Annotated in this window: 18 protein-coding genes; 6 read left to right on the top strand and 12 right to left on the bottom strand. The window is 44.4% G+C overall.

Going from position 1 to position 16,121, the window contains the following annotated elements:
* Positions 1 to 5 precede the first annotated feature (5 nt).
* Positions 6 to 902 (bottom strand): LysR family transcriptional regulator, encoded by an 897-nt coding sequence (locus SNR28_RS06615; protein WP_375748419.1) that lies wholly within the window; start codon positions 900 to 902, stop codon positions 6 to 8.
* A 136-nt stretch (positions 903 to 1,038) separates the two neighbouring features.
* Here SNR28_RS06615 and SNR28_RS06610 point away from each other — a divergent pair, with 136 nt between their 5' ends.
* Entirely contained in the window at positions 1,039 to 1,560 is a 522-nt protein-coding gene (locus tag SNR28_RS06610; protein ID WP_375748418.1) for an NADPH-dependent FMN reductase, read from the top strand.
* Positions 1,561 to 1,565: 5 nt separating this feature from the next.
* Here the strand turns inward: SNR28_RS06610 and msrB are convergent, their stop codons facing one another.
* The 3 genes from msrB to SNR28_RS06595 form a co-directional block, all read right to left on the bottom strand.
* A complete protein-coding gene (gene msrB, locus SNR28_RS06605; protein ID WP_375748417.1) occupies positions 1,566 to 2,708 on the bottom strand; it encodes a peptide-methionine (R)-S-oxide reductase MsrB in 1,143 nt (380 codons plus the stop codon).
* Positions 2,709 to 2,790: 82 nt separating this feature from the next.
* Entirely contained in the window at positions 2,791 to 3,969 is a 1,179-nt protein-coding gene (locus SNR28_RS06600) for an MFS transporter (RefSeq protein WP_375748416.1), read from the bottom strand.
* A complete protein-coding gene (locus SNR28_RS06595; RefSeq protein ID WP_375748415.1) occupies positions 3,966 to 4,583 on the bottom strand; it encodes an HAD family hydrolase in 618 nt (205 codons plus the stop codon). Before SNR28_RS06595 ends, SNR28_RS06600 begins: the two co-directional genes overlap by 4 nt.
* A 224-nt stretch (positions 4,584 to 4,807) precedes the next feature.
* Between SNR28_RS06595 and SNR28_RS06590 the strand changes: the two genes are divergently transcribed.
* Together SNR28_RS06590 and SNR28_RS06585 are read left to right on the top strand one after the other, a co-directional pair.
* Entirely contained in the window at positions 4,808 to 5,212 is a 405-nt protein-coding gene (locus SNR28_RS06590) for a hypothetical protein (protein WP_375748414.1), read from the top strand.
* A 105-nt stretch (positions 5,213 to 5,317) separates the two neighbouring features.
* Positions 5,318 to 5,920: a DsbA family protein gene (locus SNR28_RS06585; RefSeq protein WP_375748413.1), complete on the top strand. Its 603-nt coding sequence runs from the start codon at positions 5,318 to 5,320 to the stop codon at positions 5,918 to 5,920.
* A 63-nt stretch (positions 5,921 to 5,983) separates the two neighbouring features.
* Here the strand turns inward: SNR28_RS06585 and SNR28_RS06580 are convergent, their stop codons facing one another.
* Positions 5,984 to 7,330, bottom strand: coding sequence for an MATE family efflux transporter (locus tag SNR28_RS06580; protein ID WP_375748412.1), 1,347 nt, complete (start codon positions 7,328 to 7,330; stop codon positions 5,984 to 5,986).
* 107 nt (positions 7,331 to 7,437) lie between these two features.
* On the opposite strand from SNR28_RS06580, the gene SNR28_RS06575 reads away from it, so the two are divergent.
* Positions 7,438 to 8,379 (top strand): LysR family transcriptional regulator, encoded by a 942-nt coding sequence (locus SNR28_RS06575; protein WP_375748411.1) that lies wholly within the window; start codon positions 7,438 to 7,440, stop codon positions 8,377 to 8,379.
* Here the strand turns inward: SNR28_RS06575 and SNR28_RS06570 are convergent.
* Positions 8,364 to 8,966: a LysE family translocator gene (locus SNR28_RS06570; RefSeq protein WP_375748410.1), complete on the bottom strand. Its 603-nt coding sequence runs from the start codon at positions 8,964 to 8,966 to the stop codon at positions 8,364 to 8,366. The genes SNR28_RS06575 and SNR28_RS06570 overlap by 16 nt on opposite strands.
* Before the next feature lie 24 nt (positions 8,967 to 8,990).
* Positions 8,991 to 9,818 (bottom strand): AraC family transcriptional regulator, encoded by an 828-nt coding sequence (locus SNR28_RS06565; protein ID WP_375748409.1) that lies wholly within the window; start codon positions 9,816 to 9,818, stop codon positions 8,991 to 8,993.
* Positions 9,819 to 10,017: 199 nt separating this feature from the next.
* Here SNR28_RS06565 and SNR28_RS06560 point away from each other — a divergent pair, with 199 nt between their 5' ends.
* Positions 10,018 to 10,299, top strand: a complete 282-nt coding sequence (locus SNR28_RS06560; protein ID WP_375748408.1) for a pyrimidine/purine nucleoside phosphorylase — start codon at positions 10,018 to 10,020, stop codon at positions 10,297 to 10,299.
* 100 nt (positions 10,300 to 10,399) lie between these two features.
* On the opposite strand, the gene SNR28_RS06555 is transcribed toward SNR28_RS06560, so the two are convergent.
* On the bottom strand, positions 10,400 to 10,822 hold the full coding sequence (locus tag SNR28_RS06555) for an organic hydroperoxide resistance protein (protein WP_375748407.1): 423 nt from the start codon (positions 10,820 to 10,822) through the stop codon (positions 10,400 to 10,402).
* A 214-nt stretch (positions 10,823 to 11,036) separates the two neighbouring features.
* On the opposite strand from SNR28_RS06555, the gene SNR28_RS06550 reads away from it, so the two are divergent.
* The gene (locus SNR28_RS06550) at positions 11,037 to 11,651 is read left to right on the top strand and encodes a fumarylacetoacetate hydrolase family protein (protein ID WP_375748406.1); all 615 of its coding nucleotides are present in this window, start codon (positions 11,037 to 11,039) and stop codon (positions 11,649 to 11,651) included.
* Positions 11,652 to 11,705: 54 nt separating this feature from the next.
* Here the strand turns inward: SNR28_RS06550 and SNR28_RS06545 are convergent, their stop codons facing one another.
* The 4 genes from SNR28_RS06545 to SNR28_RS06530 all read right to left on the bottom strand — a co-directional run bounded on the left by SNR28_RS06545 (position 11,706) and on the right by SNR28_RS06530 (position 16,120).
* A complete protein-coding gene (locus tag SNR28_RS06545) occupies positions 11,706 to 13,427 on the bottom strand; it encodes a Na/Pi cotransporter family protein (protein WP_375748405.1) in 1,722 nt (573 codons plus the stop codon).
* A gap of 92 nt (positions 13,428 to 13,519) precedes the next feature.
* Entirely contained in the window at positions 13,520 to 14,341 is an 822-nt protein-coding gene (locus SNR28_RS06540; RefSeq protein WP_375749910.1) for an amino acid ABC transporter permease, read from the bottom strand.
* A 127-nt stretch (positions 14,342 to 14,468) separates the two neighbouring features.
* A complete protein-coding gene (locus SNR28_RS06535) occupies positions 14,469 to 15,293 on the bottom strand; it encodes a transporter substrate-binding domain-containing protein (RefSeq protein ID WP_375748404.1) in 825 nt (274 codons plus the stop codon).
* A gap of 29 nt (positions 15,294 to 15,322) precedes the next feature.
* Positions 15,323 to 16,120, bottom strand: a complete 798-nt coding sequence (locus SNR28_RS06530) for an amino acid ABC transporter permease (RefSeq protein ID WP_375748403.1) — start codon at positions 16,118 to 16,120, stop codon at positions 15,323 to 15,325.
* Between the last annotated feature and the right edge of the window lies 1 nt (position 16,121).

Genomic DNA, 16,121 nt, shown 5'->3' with positions numbered 1-16,121 from the left:
GGAATCTAGTCATTTAGTCGGTCGACAAAGAAGTCGATAAAACTTCGCACCTTGGAAGACATATGCTTACGGCTTGGGTATACCATAAAGACCCCGACAGGTGATTGTTCGAAATGCTCAAGAATAACCTGAAGTTTTCCAGTGCTGACTTCGTCTCCGACATTAAATTCTGGCATGCGGACGATGCCTTGCCCGGCCACGGCTAGCGCCAGGATCATCTTGGAGTTATTGCACTTGGTTTGACCATTAACCCGTATGTGTAATGGCTCCTTATTCTCGCTGAAAAATGTCCAGATATTAGGATTCTTAAGGTTGCTGTAATTGATAACCTTATGTCGCTCTAAATCTTCAGGCTGTTGAGGGACACCATGTTTAGACAGGTATGATGGTGAAGCGAGCGTTAGTACTGAGGAATCCAATAGTTTTCGGCTGACTAGTGTAGAGTCTTCCAGCTGAGGTGTTGCCCGAATGACAACATCAAAACCATCGGCAATAAGATCTGCTTTTCGGTCACTAAGATCAATATCGAGTTCGATGTCCGGAAACAGGCTTAGGTATTCGGAAAGAAGTGGCTCAATTCTGGAGATCCCAAATGCAACAGGGCAGCTAATTCGAAGCAAGCCTTTCGGTTTTCCTTGTTTACCACTGACCGCATCTTCTGCTTCAATAACGTCATCAATTATCTGGCTGCATTTCTGATAGTAAATCTCACCTTCAGGTGTCAGGCGTAGCGTCCGTGTTGTACGCTGCAGTAGTCTGACTCCGACTCTTTCTTCGAGTTTGTTGATCTCTTTACTGATATGAGATGTGGAGTGACCTAACTTATGTGCTGCGTTAGTAAAACTTCCGCTGTTCACTACTTCTACAAACACAGCCACACCGTCTAACAGGTTTGATTTCATGGTCATCCTCTTGGATTGATAGTCAAATGGAAATAATCCTTTTACATATGCATTATTAATTCCTTTAAATTAAAGATCTATAGTTATCTCAACAAAACAAATGAGTGATAAACAGAATCAATCGAGGGGAATCATCATGAACGTATTAGCATTCGCAGCAAGCAGCAGCAAAAATTCAATTAACCAGCGTTTAGCTTACTTTGCAGCCACTCAAATTGAGGGTGCGAATGTAGAGCTACTTGATATTAATGAATATGAAATCCCACTGTTTAGTGAAGACAAAGAGAAAGAGTTAGGACAACCGGAACTGGCAAAAGCGTTTTACAACAAACTAGGAGAAGCGGACGCGATAGTTATCTCTTTTGCTGAACATAACGGTTCATATACTGCGGCATATAAAAACTTGTTTGACTGGACGTCAAGAATCGACCAGAAGGTATTTCAGAACAAACCTATGATTTTGTTGGCAACGTCTCCGGGCCCAGGTGGTGCGGCTAATGTACTTGCTCAAGCTCAGCAGTCTGCACCTTATTTTGCTGCAGATGTGAAAGGAGCGGTTTCCGTGCCTAGCTTTTATGACAACTTTGATTTAGAAACGGGCACTTTCAGAAACAAAGAGATTGAACAAGAAGTCCAATCTCTGGTCGCTGCTCTGTAAGAGAATTAACTCTCGAAAAGGTATAGGTACTCAGCGTAGCCTTGCTCTTCCATCTTGTTATAAGGGATGAAGCGCATGGCTGCTGAGTTCATGCAGTAACGTAACCCTGTTGGAGCCGGACCGTCTTTAAACACATGCCCTAAGTGGGAGTCAGCAAATCGACTTCTGACTTCTGTTCTTGGGTATACAAGAAGATAGTCCGTTTTCGTCGTGATATATCCTGGGTTAATTGGCTTGGTAAAGCTAGGCCAACCAGTTCCAGAACGATACTTATCGGTCGAAGAAAACAGTGGTTCACCTGTTACAATATCAACGTAGATACCTTCTTCTTTATTATCCCAGTATTCATTGTTAAACGGCCTTTCTGTTCCTTCATGCTGTGTCACTTTGTACTGAAGTGGTGTCAGCATCTTCTTTATCTCGTCAGCAGACGGCTTTACATACTCCTTCACAGAGGATGATTGATTCTTCTGGTCAATCAACTGACGAAGTGTTACCGGATTTTCTTCTCTGTCTTTACCAAATACCTTATCCAGGAATGCGTCACGACCAGAAGCGTGGCGGTAGTAGCTGTAACGGATGCTGTTTCTCTTGTAGTAATCCTGATGGTAATCTTCTGCAGGATAGAACTTCTTGAATTCAATGATCTCTGTTGCCAATGGTTTTTTAAATATTTTGGCTTCGTCGACTTCTTTTAAGAAGCGTTCTGCGATCTCTTTCTGTTCCAGATTATGATAGAAAACAGCCGGGCGGTATTGTGGTCCTCGATCAACAAAGGAACCTTTGTTATCGGTTGGGTCCATATGACGCAACAGGTGATCGAGAATGCCCTCATAGTCGATGACTTCTGGGTCATAACTGACTTTAATCACTTCGATATGACCGGACTTCCCGGATGAAACTTGCTTGTAAGTCGGGTTTTCTAACTTGCCACCAGAGTATCCAGAAACAACATCAATAACACCGTCGAGCTTTTCGAAGTCAGATTCTGTACACCAAAAGCAACCACCGGCAAGCGTCGCAACCTCAGTTTTTCCTGAGTATGATGTTTTTGCAGAAACCTGAGATGTCTTTTCTGCGCTGAATAGTAAGAAAAAGACAGGAACAGTTAAGGCAACGGCAACAAGCCCTTTAAATATGGATTTCATTTCTCCCCCGTATGCTGAGCACTTTTTTATTATCTTGGCTATATAGAACGGGGTAGAAGAAAAAAAATTGCAGATGATTTTATTAATTAGTGCTTTTACTTCTCAAGCGATAGCTCAACCATAATATTCCGAGGCTAAGAATTGTGCCGCCAAGTAGCACGAGAGGCCATGCACCTTTTTGCCAGCAGTAGATAAGCAGAAAACCACCAAAACTGCCACCAATATAGTAGTGAACCAGATACAACGCGGTAGCGGTTGCCTTTGCCGATTTGGCTTTCTGACTTACCCAACTGTAAGCCAATGCATGAGTAAAGAATCCACCAGTGCTAATAAGAAGCAGTCCGATGATCATCATAGCAATGCTTTCAAACCATGCTATGTACATTCCGGCCATCAAGACCAGACTGCCAAACGCGATACCGCTGATGGGGTTAAATTTTAATGTCCACTTTCCGCTAAACCCAGAGCTTATGGTTCCAGAGAGATAACAGAGAAAAACCAGGGAGGTTAAACTGGATGGCAGAGAGTAGGGAGGCTCGGAAAGCCTAAACCCAATTACAGAAAATAGGTTAACAAACAAAGCAAAGTTCAGCCCACCAATTATCATGGCAAACCACACCTGTTTATCTCGAACATGTTGAACTAAACCTCGGTTGTGAACAAAAAACAGTCCTTTCTGAGGTTTAAAATACTTCTGCGAAGGTAGATTGCGCAGAACGATAAATGCGCCCACCAGAGAAAAAATACCGATAACCAAAACGGCGGTTTGCCAATCGAACCAGTCTGCAAGTACACCACCAACAACTCTTCCTGTGATGCCTCCCAGAGAGTTCGCCGCGATATAGCTGCCAACTGATTGTGCCAAAGCTTGTGGTGTCATCTCTTCTGCCATATAAGCAACAGCGACCGAAGCAAAGGCAGCCAGCGAAACACCCATTGCGGCTCTGGCGACAACCATGGCGTTAAAGCTAGGGTAGAGCAGCATCAAGAAGTTAATAAAAGGAGGGACAAACAGACCCAGTAACATCACTTGCTTTCTACCGATAGATTCGGATACCAGCGCCCATGGAACAAGAAACATGGACAAGGTAAAAGTGGTGGCTGCGAAGATCCAGTTAACCTGTGTCGCGGAAATGTCGAGTTCTTTTGATAGAGTGGGAAGAATGGGCTGGAACAAGTAGAGATTACAGAAAATAACAAACGAACCAAATGCCATGGTTAAGCTTACTGATCGATATTCTCGTGTCCCTAGCTCAATCATTTCTCGTTTTCTTTTCCTGGGCATGGATAAAAAATAAGGGTGTCGTTCTCTACCATGATGCAATCCATTCTGGCGGCATGTGCCGCTTGCTTGCCTAACTCAGTATCTTCGAAAACAACACACTCTTCTGGGCTAACTCCAGTTCTTTCCGCTCCAAGTAAAAAGGTATCTGGTGCGGGTTTATAGTTTTCGACATCCGTTGACGTGACTATTGCATCGAAGAGGTCGACAACCCCCTTGCTTTCAAGCAACAGCATGGCACTTTTTCGCTGGCTTCCGGTACCAATGGCCATTGCTTTTTGCCCTTGATATTGAACTAGTAGAGAGTAGGTGGATTCAATTAAATCACCGTGGCTTTCGAGTCCAAGGTAATGCGCCATTTTTTCTCTGGCGATATCATAAGGATCCAGTTCTAACTGGTAGCGCTCAATCATTTGCATCGCCATTTTTGCGCTAGGTTGACCGCTTAGCTGATAAGTCCAATCTGCATCAAACGGAAAATCAAATTGATTTGCAGTCTTTTCCCACGCGGCAAGGTTTGCGGGCATAGTATCAATCAGTGTTCCGTCCATATCGAAGATGAAGCATTTATATTTAGACAGGTCGATGGCCATTATCATTATCCGGTAGAGAACTGAGCAGCGTATAAGTTGAGTAAGTGTCTAGTTTATCTTTATTTTCTGGTCTTTGCTTGGGTGTCGTTAAACTTTTGTAAATAAAATCTGGGCAGGTGCTCTGAACCTCAATTTCTGATTGGGATAACAGGTAGAAATTAAATTTGACACAATACGGTCTTAATCAGTTATGATTCGGAAATGGATTTCTTACGTGTGAATTGATGAGCTACTTTCGTCGTACAGTATTGATTTGTAATTTGCTTTTAGTCGCGCTGCTGACTTCGGTCTTTGGCATCGCTTCTTCAAACAACTTTGTTTATGCCAATTACAAAGATGGTACCGAAGCTATGCTGAAAATGGAGGCTCCGGCTCTTGATTGTCAGCAACATGACGAACTGCAGGTTCATACTAATCTTGCGTGGGAGAATGCGTTGGTTGTATCGGGGGCCGATACAAAAGCATCACACAGTTGCTGCCCATCGATTAATGTAACGACACTATTTCCAGCTACTTCTGTTATTGAAATCGCATCGAATCAAGAGTCTTCTCTGCTCCTTATACAAAACGAACAGATGAGGAAGACACGAAGCTTCGCTGAAAAGATCTTCCGCCCACCGATTGTTTAACCTCTTTTCATTTATTGGGGCATTGCCCATTACCGCATGTTATATGCCAGAGCTAAGCGACTGGCACAAAGAAGATATAAATAAAGATCATAAAGAGAATCCATAATGAAAAAGATTTTTGCACTTGTTTCATCTGTTTTATTTAGCTTTGCAGTGAACGCTGCACAGTTTGAAGAAGGTAAGCACTATCAAGAGCTAGATACTCAAAGAACAGCAAAACCGACGGTTACAGAATATTTCTCCTTCTACTGCCCACACTGCTACCAGTTTGAACCTGTAATGATTCAGTTAAAGAGCAAGCTTATTGAAGGTGCTAAGTTCCAGAAAGCACACCCTTCATTCATGGGTGGCGGCATGGGTACTTCCATGTCAAAAGCATACGCAGCAATGGTTGCTCTAAAAGTTGAAGATAAAATGATCCCGGTAATGTTCCGTCAGGTTCAGGAACTGAAGCAGCCACCAAAAAACGATGCTGAACTACGTCAGATTTTCGTAGATCACGGTATCGATGGTGCTAAATTTGATGCGGCATTTAATGGTTTTGCCGTTGAATCTATGCAGCGTCGTTTTGACAAAGGGTTTAAAGATGCAGGTCTGCGAGGCGTTCCAAGTGTTATTGTGAATAACAAGTACTTGCTAACTCCTGACGGCAACATCAGCTCAATTGACGAGTACATCGAGTTGGTTAACTTCCTGCTTAAGAAGTAAGTTCAACCGAATGCGAAAAGAGCTGGCATGGTCCAGCTCTTTTTATATCTGATGAGTAACAAACTAGACTGCGAGCTGTTTGTCTTCGTTACTTCTGGGGTTGATTGCAAAGACGAGCTGTATGAGAAGGAAAATGCCTGTCGCGGCTAATCCGACTCCAATACCACCCCAAATACCCGCCAAACCGTAAGACTGCATTAATAGCCATGCTGCAGGCAAACCGAACACCCAGTAGCCGATAGCAGTTATCACCGTTGGACCGATCACGATCTTCATACCACGAAGCAAGTTGATTGCTAGTAACTGCCAGGCATCAACAGCAAAGCACAAGGCTACGATCCAGATCATTGAGGACAGTAACGAAGTCAGCTCTGTTTGACCGTCTGCATCCAACTGGAATAGGTTGGCAATTGCGTCCGGCCATAGCATAAATACTGCCGCCATAACCGCACTCAAAACGGTCACCAGAATAAAACTGTTCTTAGATGTACGCTTGATGCCTTCGTAATCGTCTGCACCAAAATCCTTACCTACCAAAATTGCAGAAGCCTGAGAAAAACCAAAATTGATGTTCCAGGTAAAGCTTAGGCACTGCAGCAGAATCTGATGGAGTGCCAGCGATGCGACACCGATCATACCCGCCATCAGAGTTCCACCATAAATAAGCCCGTGCTCCAGAATACCTGCAATCGCAATAGGAACCCCCATAGCAAACAGCGGGTTCATCAACTTTAAAGAATACTCTTCTCTATTTAGCCAGGGTGCAAATCGATAGTATTTTGGTTGACGGAATACCCACCAACCATAAGCAACAAGCATGAAGAATGCGGCAATTGCCGTGCCTGCACCTATGCCGGATATACCCCAACCGAGCTGGAAAGCAAGAAAGTAGCTAACAGGAACATTCAATACTACGGTTGCTATCGACATAATCATCACAGAGCGAGCATCACCAAAAGTGCTGGTCAATCCGCGAAGTACGAGCAGCAGAAGCGTTGGAAGCATTGCCCATTTAAGTGCATCGAGATAACTCATCGCAATGGCAATAACATCGTCAGACTGCTTTGCCACTTTTAGCAACTCTGGGGCAAACACAAAACTGAGAGTTAATATCGCAGTAAGCAGTACGGTAAGCATGACCGCGCCTTTGACCGCATAACGAATTTGCTGCATACCAAAATCGGGTCGAGATAAGCTCTGCCCATAAGCCACGGCAATCAGGTTAGCAACACAACCAACAATGCTGCCTGCGACAAGAAAGACAAAGGAGTAGACAGATGCGCCCAGACCGCCTGCCGCAAGGTCAGCAATACTTAATCTGGACATCATCCAGATATCAGTAAGTACCAGAGCCATCGCGATAAGCTGCGAAATAATTAATGGAAATGCCAACGATAAAATCTTTTTCATATTACCCTCAGTGAATTATGGCAAAGATAAACCTTTAACCTCTGGTGCTCAATTAACATTTATGCCATTCTCACATTACTTCAGATCATGCAAAACACAGAGCAACTATGACGCCATATCCGCATTTGCCCTATTCAAACAATAGCCTGAAAGCCTTTGAGTCAGTAGCAAGACTGATGAGCTTCACTCGAGCTGCGGATGAGCTGCACGTGACGCAAAGCGCAGTGAGTCGACAAGTTAAACAGCTCGAAGATGAGCTCAGTGCATCTCTGATAACCAGAAAACATCGGTCGATCGAGTTGACAGAAAAAGGGCAGGCACTGTTTTCCGTGTTAAGTAGTAATTATCAGGCGGTTGAATCATTAGTCTCATCCTGGCAAGAGCCAGAAGCGAGTCGAATCGTTATTAAAGCGGGTTTAAGCTATGCCACACGCTCTCTAATACCGAAAATCCAGAAGCTGAGCGAGCGGTATTCGGACTATGAGATCGTTGTTATTCCTACCGTGGAAGAAAACACAAGTGATGACTACGACTTGTTTATATTCACATCTCAACATCACAAGCAGCTCAATCGGGAAGGAGAAGCGTTGTTTCTGCGCGAAGAATATATGGCGCCTGTATGCGCTAAGAGCTTACTGAAAGACGAGATGGACTTAGATGCCGTATTGAAAATGCCTCGCCTGCACCCGACTCTGGATCATGCTGACTGGAAGTCATGGCTGCAGGCCATTGATTACCCGACAAAAAGCCGCGTAAGAAACACCACTTTTTTTACCCTTGATTTGGCACTCAGTGCTTGTTTGTCAGGGCAAGGAGCCACGGTGACCGATTTACTTCTAGTACTGCCGGGGCTGGAGCGTGGGTTCTTAGTCTGCCCCGAAAAGGCTGGGATATATCCCAGCCCCTGGAAGTATTACTATCATCAACGAACTCAGTCCCCGATTGTTGACGAGCTTGTGGAATGGCTCAGGCAAGAATCAAATCAGGAAACAGCGAAACTCGAGCAACTTGCCCGGAAATTTAGGTGGAATATCTATACCCAAGCCTGATAGATATGTTCGTATCCAATGCTAAGTGCGACATAAACCAGCATCACGGACATCAAGATATTGAAGGTTTTAAAATAAACCGGGTTCTCTATCTTCTTGCCCAGAATCGATCCTGCCAATGCATAGCTTGCAGGCGCTCCGAAAGCGACAATGGATAAAACGAGAGACCATACAATAATCTGACTGCCCGTAATGCCTGCTGCCGGAAACTGAATAGTAGAAATAGGTAACGTCGCAATAAGTGCTTTTGGGTTGAGCAGGTGCATGATCAATCCGTCACGATACTTCAAATCACTTTTACTATTGCTTTCCGTTTTGATGTTCACATTCGCTCGGAACACTTTCCAGGCTATATACAGAATATAGCTACAACCAAGAGTGCTAATGTAGGGCAGGACAGATTTATCTATCACTTTTGACCCAAGAAAAGCGAGTGAGATAAACAGAACCAGCATTGCAGATGCCACACCAATATAGAATCCTAAATGAGTTTTGGCTTTGCCTTGAAGACCACTGTGAAGACCAAGTAGGTTAATTGGACCAGGGCTATACATAACACTGATCCCGTAAGCGAAGATTTCTAGCATAACGAGCGATTACCTGAATAAGTACTAACTGGAAAGTTGTAACTGATACTGTTTTGGAGTCATTCCATAATAACGTTTGAATCGACGGTTCAGATGGCTGCTATCAGCAAAGCCACTGGCCTGAGCGACATCAACAGCAGGTGTTCCTGCTTCTAATGCTTTTCTGGCATTGTTGATACGGCAACTCAAAACGTATTGATGAGGTGTTATGCCAAACTGGGAACGGAATAATCGGATAAAGTGAAATTTCGATAGATTTGCTGCTTTCGCAATATCATCAATGGAGATCTCCTGATGAAGATTTGCCTGGATAAAATCTTTTGCTCTTAAAAGAAGCTTGTCTGCACGAGTTTCTGACGCAATGCCTTTCAACTGTCCGCTTAATCTCACCAGTGACTGAGCAACCTGAAATACCCCCGATTCATGCTCCATTTTTGAGGAGTTTTCGTCGTGGATCAGTTGAGACAAGTTGATCACCTGATGGCGCAAGATGGGATCGTTGAGTACTGTGTCTTCGACTCTTAAAGAGTGGGTCATATCAGCGCCCAGAGCCTGAAACGAAGGTTTTAACTCGTCAGGATGGAGGTAGAGCATGACGTACTCCAGGTTGGTATCCCCACCCGAGTGACCGTCATGAACATCATCCGGGTTAAACAGAATAATATTGCCTGGGCCGCTCTTGTGAAAGGCACGGCTGGCAAAAAATTCCTGGCTTCCTTGAAGGGTGACTCCGATGGAGAACTCTTCATGAGCATGCTTATCGTAAGAAAAATCACTCATGTTTGCACTCAGCGTCGTCACCGTATCAAGGTGCTTACTGGGGGTAAACTGAAAGTGGTTTTTCTTTGGCATTGATGTTTCCTAATCCTAGTTTGCTAACTATTTTTCCACAATATAATTGAGTGTTCGATGGAAAACTTGAACAAAATTGCTCTATACACAAAGAAATTAATGGTTGAGCCCTTGCTGATAATTCGATAAAAAGGGTTCTGAACTATAAAAAAGATAGTAAATAAAAAGTTAAACAGACAGAAATAAAACAGGACGTATTATGATCAAAGAGAACACATATTTTGAAGGTGGTGTTAAATCCCTTGGTTTTGCCCAGGAAGACGGTGATAGCAGTGTAGGTGTGATGGCTCAGGGCGAATACACATTCGGTACAGCAGCTCCGGAACGAATGACAGTTGTTAAGGGAGCGTTGACGATTAAGCGTAAAGGCGAAGATGATTGGCGTACATTCAACAGCGGAGATGCATTTGAAGTGGCTGGTGATTCATCCTTTGATGTGAAAGTTGAAGTAGCGACCGCATACTTGTGTGAATACCTATAAACTTGAACAACAGATAAAAGTAACGCTCGCTAATTCAGCGAGCGTTTTTTGTGAAAATGGAATCAGGTAGTGGATTAGTGACCGACCCTGTGCACAGAAATTAAATAGTTTCACCGTTGACCGTTACGGCAACATCAATATTACCGCGAGTTGCGTTCGAGTATGGGCACACCTTATGCGCAGTGCGAACCAGTTCAAGAGCAGCGGATTGTTCCAAATCCAGTTTTGCGGCCAGACTAACGGTTAAGGCAAAACCGCCTTCTGCATTTGGGCCGATACCTACTTCAGCTGTGACTGGTGCCTCAGTGATTTTTACTTTAGCTTCACGCGCAACATGCAGAATTGCGTTAGAGAAACAGGCAGCATAACCCGCAGCAAACAACTGTTCAGGGTTAGTTGCGTCTCCAGAACCACCCATCGCTTTTGGATAAGCAAGATTCACTTCTAACAGACCGTCATCCGTTGCAACTTTACCGTTGCGGCCTGCTAATGCTGTTGCAGATGTTGTGTATAGAGCTGACATAATTCTTCCTTTCTAAATTTATATTGTGCGCAATTAAGTTGCTAGGAAGTATATGTGCAAAAATAATCGAATGCAACTAAATTGTGTGCAACTTATAAATTTAGGTAATTGTGCAGTCGTAGTCAGTTATTTTGATTTCAGTAGTAGAACCATTTTTTGCGATCGAGATAGAATATCTGTTTGCATAACTGATTGAGTTTCCAGGGAAGGGTAGATGAATACTGTTTTATTGGGTGAGCGTAAGGTAAAGCCATCAAAGGTCGTTTGTATTGGCCGAAACTACGTAGAGCATATTCACGAGCTCGGTAATGCAGTGCCCGATCAGATGGTCGTTTTTAACAAACCTAACTCAGCAATCACGAACAGACTCACTGCCTTTCATCAGGAACCACTGCATTACGAAGCTGAGATTTGCTTTTTAATTCGAAAGAAGAGTTTAGCCGCTGTCGGTTTCGGTCTTGATTTAACGAAAAGGGATCTTCAATCTTCCCTGAAATCGAAGGGTTTACCCTGGGAAAGAGCAAAAGCCTTCGATGGTTCCGCGGTACTGAGTCGATTTGTACCATTAGGAAAGGTTGACATCGATGATCTGAGTGTTGAGTTATGCATCAATGGAGTGAAGATTCAGTGTGGACACGTTAGCCAGATGCTTTATCCGCCAAGGCTTATCTTGCAAGAGCTAAGCACATACACCACTTTACAAACCAACGATATAATTATGACCGGAACACCAAAGGGTGTTGGGATAATACAGTCGGGTGATCAGTTCACTGGAAGAGTTAAGTGCGGAGAAAAAACGCTTATTGAAGTTGAGTGGAGAGCGGAGTAGTCAAGTCTCACTATAAAGGGCATGCCAATATAGCGAGACTTTTGCCTGATGAAATTAATCTTCTTTTTTCTTCGCGACAGAGCGTTTACGTAGTTGCAGCTTAGCCATCCTTTTGCTGAGTGTATAAATACGTTTCAGTTGCTCAACCCATTCCATCTCGTAGCGGAATACCCGGAGTCTGTTAGGATCATTTGCTCTCAAATGTGTCGCCTGATGAGCGAGAACAGAGTTCAGCTGTGAATTTAGCTCTCGTTTTGCACTCAGAACTTTTTCAGCAAGTTCGTCATCATCACGGCGAATCGCGTTGACACAATCGAGCATCGCGTCTTTTACTCTTTCCTGTACAGAGTCCAATGCTTCTCGCATCTTCGGACTGGCGGTTGTTCCTTCATTTAAGGTCTTATAAGCCATTGGAAGCATGCCATCGACAACAAGGTCTGCAGAACTTTCCAGTTGGTCAGTGATGCTTATAAGTTTGATTTGTTGACTACTTTGGCTGTCTGATAATGCCTGCATTCTTAACCGACCAAGGTAGGCTAATATCGCCATATGTAGTTGGTCGACTTCTTTTTCTATCTGCTCGATCTCTTTAAGTTTTGCTCTTACTTTTCTTCGCTCTTCTTCGTTCTCGTAGCTAAGTGCAAGGGGCGGCAACAAGTTCAGCATATTGCATACACGTCGTCCCACTCGTCCCAACTCTAGTTGCGCCTGATCAAGAGCAATATCGGGTGTCGCAAGAAAAGCGGCATTGAGATATCTAGGTCGGATTTTCTTAGATTTACCCGTGCGAGATTTCTGCTTATGAGGAATAAGTTTTCGCACCAGCCAGACAAAAACACCAGCGAACGGCAACATAATAACGGTGTTCAGAACATTGAATAGAGTATTTGCATTGGCTATCTGACGAGGTAGCTCCGCGGCCATTCTATCTATACCTGTAAGATCGGCATGAACGGGGGAAATGTTAATACTCATCTGTCCCAAGTAACTGATAAAGGGGAGCCAGATAATCACACCGAGAACGTTGAAGGTGATATGCACAGCAGAGGTTTGCATTGCTTCTCTCGACTTACCAATCGCTGCCAGTACTGCCGTCACGCAGGTGCCTATATTGGCCCCCATCGCCAAGGCGATGCCTGTTTCCAGGGATATAAACCCTTGACCAGCGAGAACAATCACAATACCTGTGGTGGCAGAGGAGGATTGAACAAGCGCGGTAAAGGTGGCTGCGATAAGAATGGCTAAGAGCACATTATCCATTTGAGCCATAGCGTCGATGAACGGCTGGAAGGTTCTGAGCGGAGACATGGCTTCACTCATCAGGTTCATACCCAGGAATATAAGGCCAAGCCCGAAAAGCATATTACCGTAGTGTTTCGTGACTTCTTTTTTTGCGAGAAAACTAACGAAGAAACCGGCAGCAACCATGGCTAATGCGGCTTTCGTGACTTTGAATGCAATGATTTGAGCCGTAACCGTGGTACCTATATTGGCACCCATGATGACACCAACGGCTTGAGTTAACGACATAAGACCAGCAGAGATAAAACCGACAAGCAGTACAGTGGTTACCGATGATGACTGAATAACGGCTGTTAATCCTGCTCCGGTCATCACTCCGGCAAAACGGTTAGTGGTGAGTTTTGCCAAAACGGTTTTCATTCTGTCGCCAGCGGCTTTTTTTAGCGCATCTGACATTTTATCCATGCCGTAGAGGAAAACCGCTAATCCACCGAGAAGGCCAACGGTCATAGGTAAGTAACTGATCTCTGCCATTTGAACTCTCCAATATCATCGCCTTACTTTAAGTATAGTGATGGTATATACAGCCAGAGAGTAAGATTACATATTTGTGACGTGAATATGTCTTAATTAGAATTCAGGTGCTTACGGCTGCGAGCCTCTAGTCGGGAAAAGAGTACAGAAAGGCCTAAGCAGAGCACCAGATAAGCAAAACCAACCAGCAGCCAGATTTCGAAAATCAAGCCAGAAGAGTTAGCGATTTCTGTGCCAACAAAGGTCAGTTCCTGAATGGAGATAAGAGATACGATAGATGAATCTTTGACTAAGGATATCGCCTGACCAGCAAGTGGAGGTGCCACTGCAGTCAAAACCTGAGGAGCAATGACATAACGGTATTTCGACCAACTTGACAGGCCAAGAGAGTGTGCAGCTTCCCATTGTCCTTTCGGGATAGATTCAAGACCAGCCCGGACGACTTCCGCGATGTAGGCGGCTGAAAGCAAGCCGACACATAGTACTCCGGACAATAAGTTCTCCCAAAGGCTTGCTCTGCCAAACAGAAACGACTGTAACGCATTTATCTCACCATTGTGCTCTCGCAATATGGACTCTAATCCTAATAATGGAATTAGCTGATTGGAGATAAAAAAGTAGAAGATAAAAACGAACACCAGAGGAGGTATGTTTCGAATCAACTGAATGTATGCAGTTGCCGGTATTCGGAACAGTTTTACTTGAGAATGGCGCGCGACACCTAACAGGGTGCCCAGAAGTAGGGCGAAAACCATTCCCCAAATACTCAGGCGAAGTGTTGAGATTAACCCTTGAAAAAAGTAGGGAAGGCTGCCATCGGCACGGGGAGTAAAAATCAGATCTATCGCCGCACTCCAGTTCCAGTGGTAATTGACGCCAACCGATGAACGGTAGTACAGCCAGGAAATCACCATAGCGATGATAGCAAGCAATATGTAATCGAGCTTATTCAAAGCTACAGTGCTTTGCTTTACTTCAACTTTGGAACTATCTACTTTTGCAACAGACACAGTCTGATTTTACTCCCGTTTTAGCTATTGATTATTGGCCATCAGCGATCTGATCTTGCCAGTCCAGAGACGCAAACCAGTATTCGTATCTCTCAGACAGCCAGCCGTCTTGTGTTCTGTCTTCAATCCACTTATCAAAGTAAGCTTTTTTGTCTACTTCACCTAAACGTACAGCAAAGGCTTCGTTACCCTGAGACAATCTCTCAGTGAATGGAAGAAACAAGACATTACTATGTTTGATGGTTTCGTGTTCTGGTTTAGGGCTTGATGCGATCACTGCATGAGCATTACCGTTTAGTACTTCTTGAAATGCCTGAGCATCGTCGTCAAACTGAAGGATTTTCGCTTTAGGGAAGGTATCTCTCGCAACCTGAACCGTATGTGCGCCTCGACGAGCTGCGATCTTTACTCTTCTGGAGTTGAAGTCGCTGAATTGGCTAAATCCATCTGCAAGTTCTTTGTTTGCGGCTACCTGAACACCCGAGTGAGAGTAGGGTTTAGTAAACAGTACGCTTTTCGATCTTTCTTCGGTGATCGACATGCCACCAATAATGACATCGAATTTCTTAGCAAGTAGCGCTGGGATGATGCCGTCCCACGCGGTTGGCACAAACTCAACTTTCCAGCCAGAATCCTGAGCAAGACGTTTTGCAACGTCTATTTCGAATCCAATCAACTCGCCTTGTTTATTTCGCATTGCCCAAGGCACAAATGTGGACATACCAACTCTTATTGTTCCCCGGTCATTTATATGATCTAAGTTTGGTGTGTCCGCAGCCAATACGGAAGACGATAGCAGCGGAAGGGATAATACAGATCCCAACAGAGCTGTCACCGCTGTTTTTAAAAGCCTCATGGGTGTTCTCCTTTTGATTATTGATGTCTTCACTGAGTTCTCCACTGTGCACCGAGCTTATGTTCAAGCAGTGCTGCCAACCCGGAAAGCGAAAGTGTCAGGGCCAAATAGATGGCCGCAACGGTAAACCATATTTCAAATGGCATGGCTGTTTCTGAGACGATATTTCTGCCTTCAGTCGTGAGATCAAAAATAGCCATGACACTGACTATAGACGAGTTTTTGATAAGTGATACTGCTTCGTTGGTTAGCGGTGGCAAGGTTCTTTGAATAACCTGAGGCAGAATCACATCTTTGTAGGTGCTAAATTTCGGTAAGCCCAGAGAGTGTGAGGCCTCGAACTGTCCTTTGGGAATGCTGTTGAGACCAGCCCGGAAAATCTCGGCGGTATATGCTCCCTGAAACAGTGCGAGTGCAAGCACTGCCGTTGCAAAACGGTCTAGGCCGATCACTGGTCCAAACACGAAATAAAGAAGATAGATCTGAACAAGCAGAGGAGTGTTGCGTATCAACTCAACGTAACCTCGGGCTAGCACTCTACCGACGACGGAATCAGACAAACGCAGCAAAGCGGTCCCTAAACCGATCACCAAGGTGGCAATGAGTGCGTAGAAGGATATCTTGATAGTCACCAGCAAACCTTCCATAAGCTCGGCGGGCCACCATTCACCATCTTCATAAAAGAATAGATAGTCAGGGATGCGTTCCCATTGCCAGCGATAGCCCATAGCGTCTGCACCGCTATCCAATAGCCAGATGATACCGACTAATAAGATTGTGATTTGCAGTAGCGCTGATGCGACCGGCTTTAAAATTTTTAGCAGCATA

Source organism: Vibrio iocasae (genome assembly GCF_042245395.1).
GTDB classification, from domain to species: domain Bacteria; phylum Pseudomonadota; class Gammaproteobacteria; order Enterobacterales; family Vibrionaceae; genus Vibrio; species Vibrio iocasae.
Note: the sequence above shows the minus strand (reverse complement) of the source record. Positions and strands in the feature narration are given on the sequence as shown.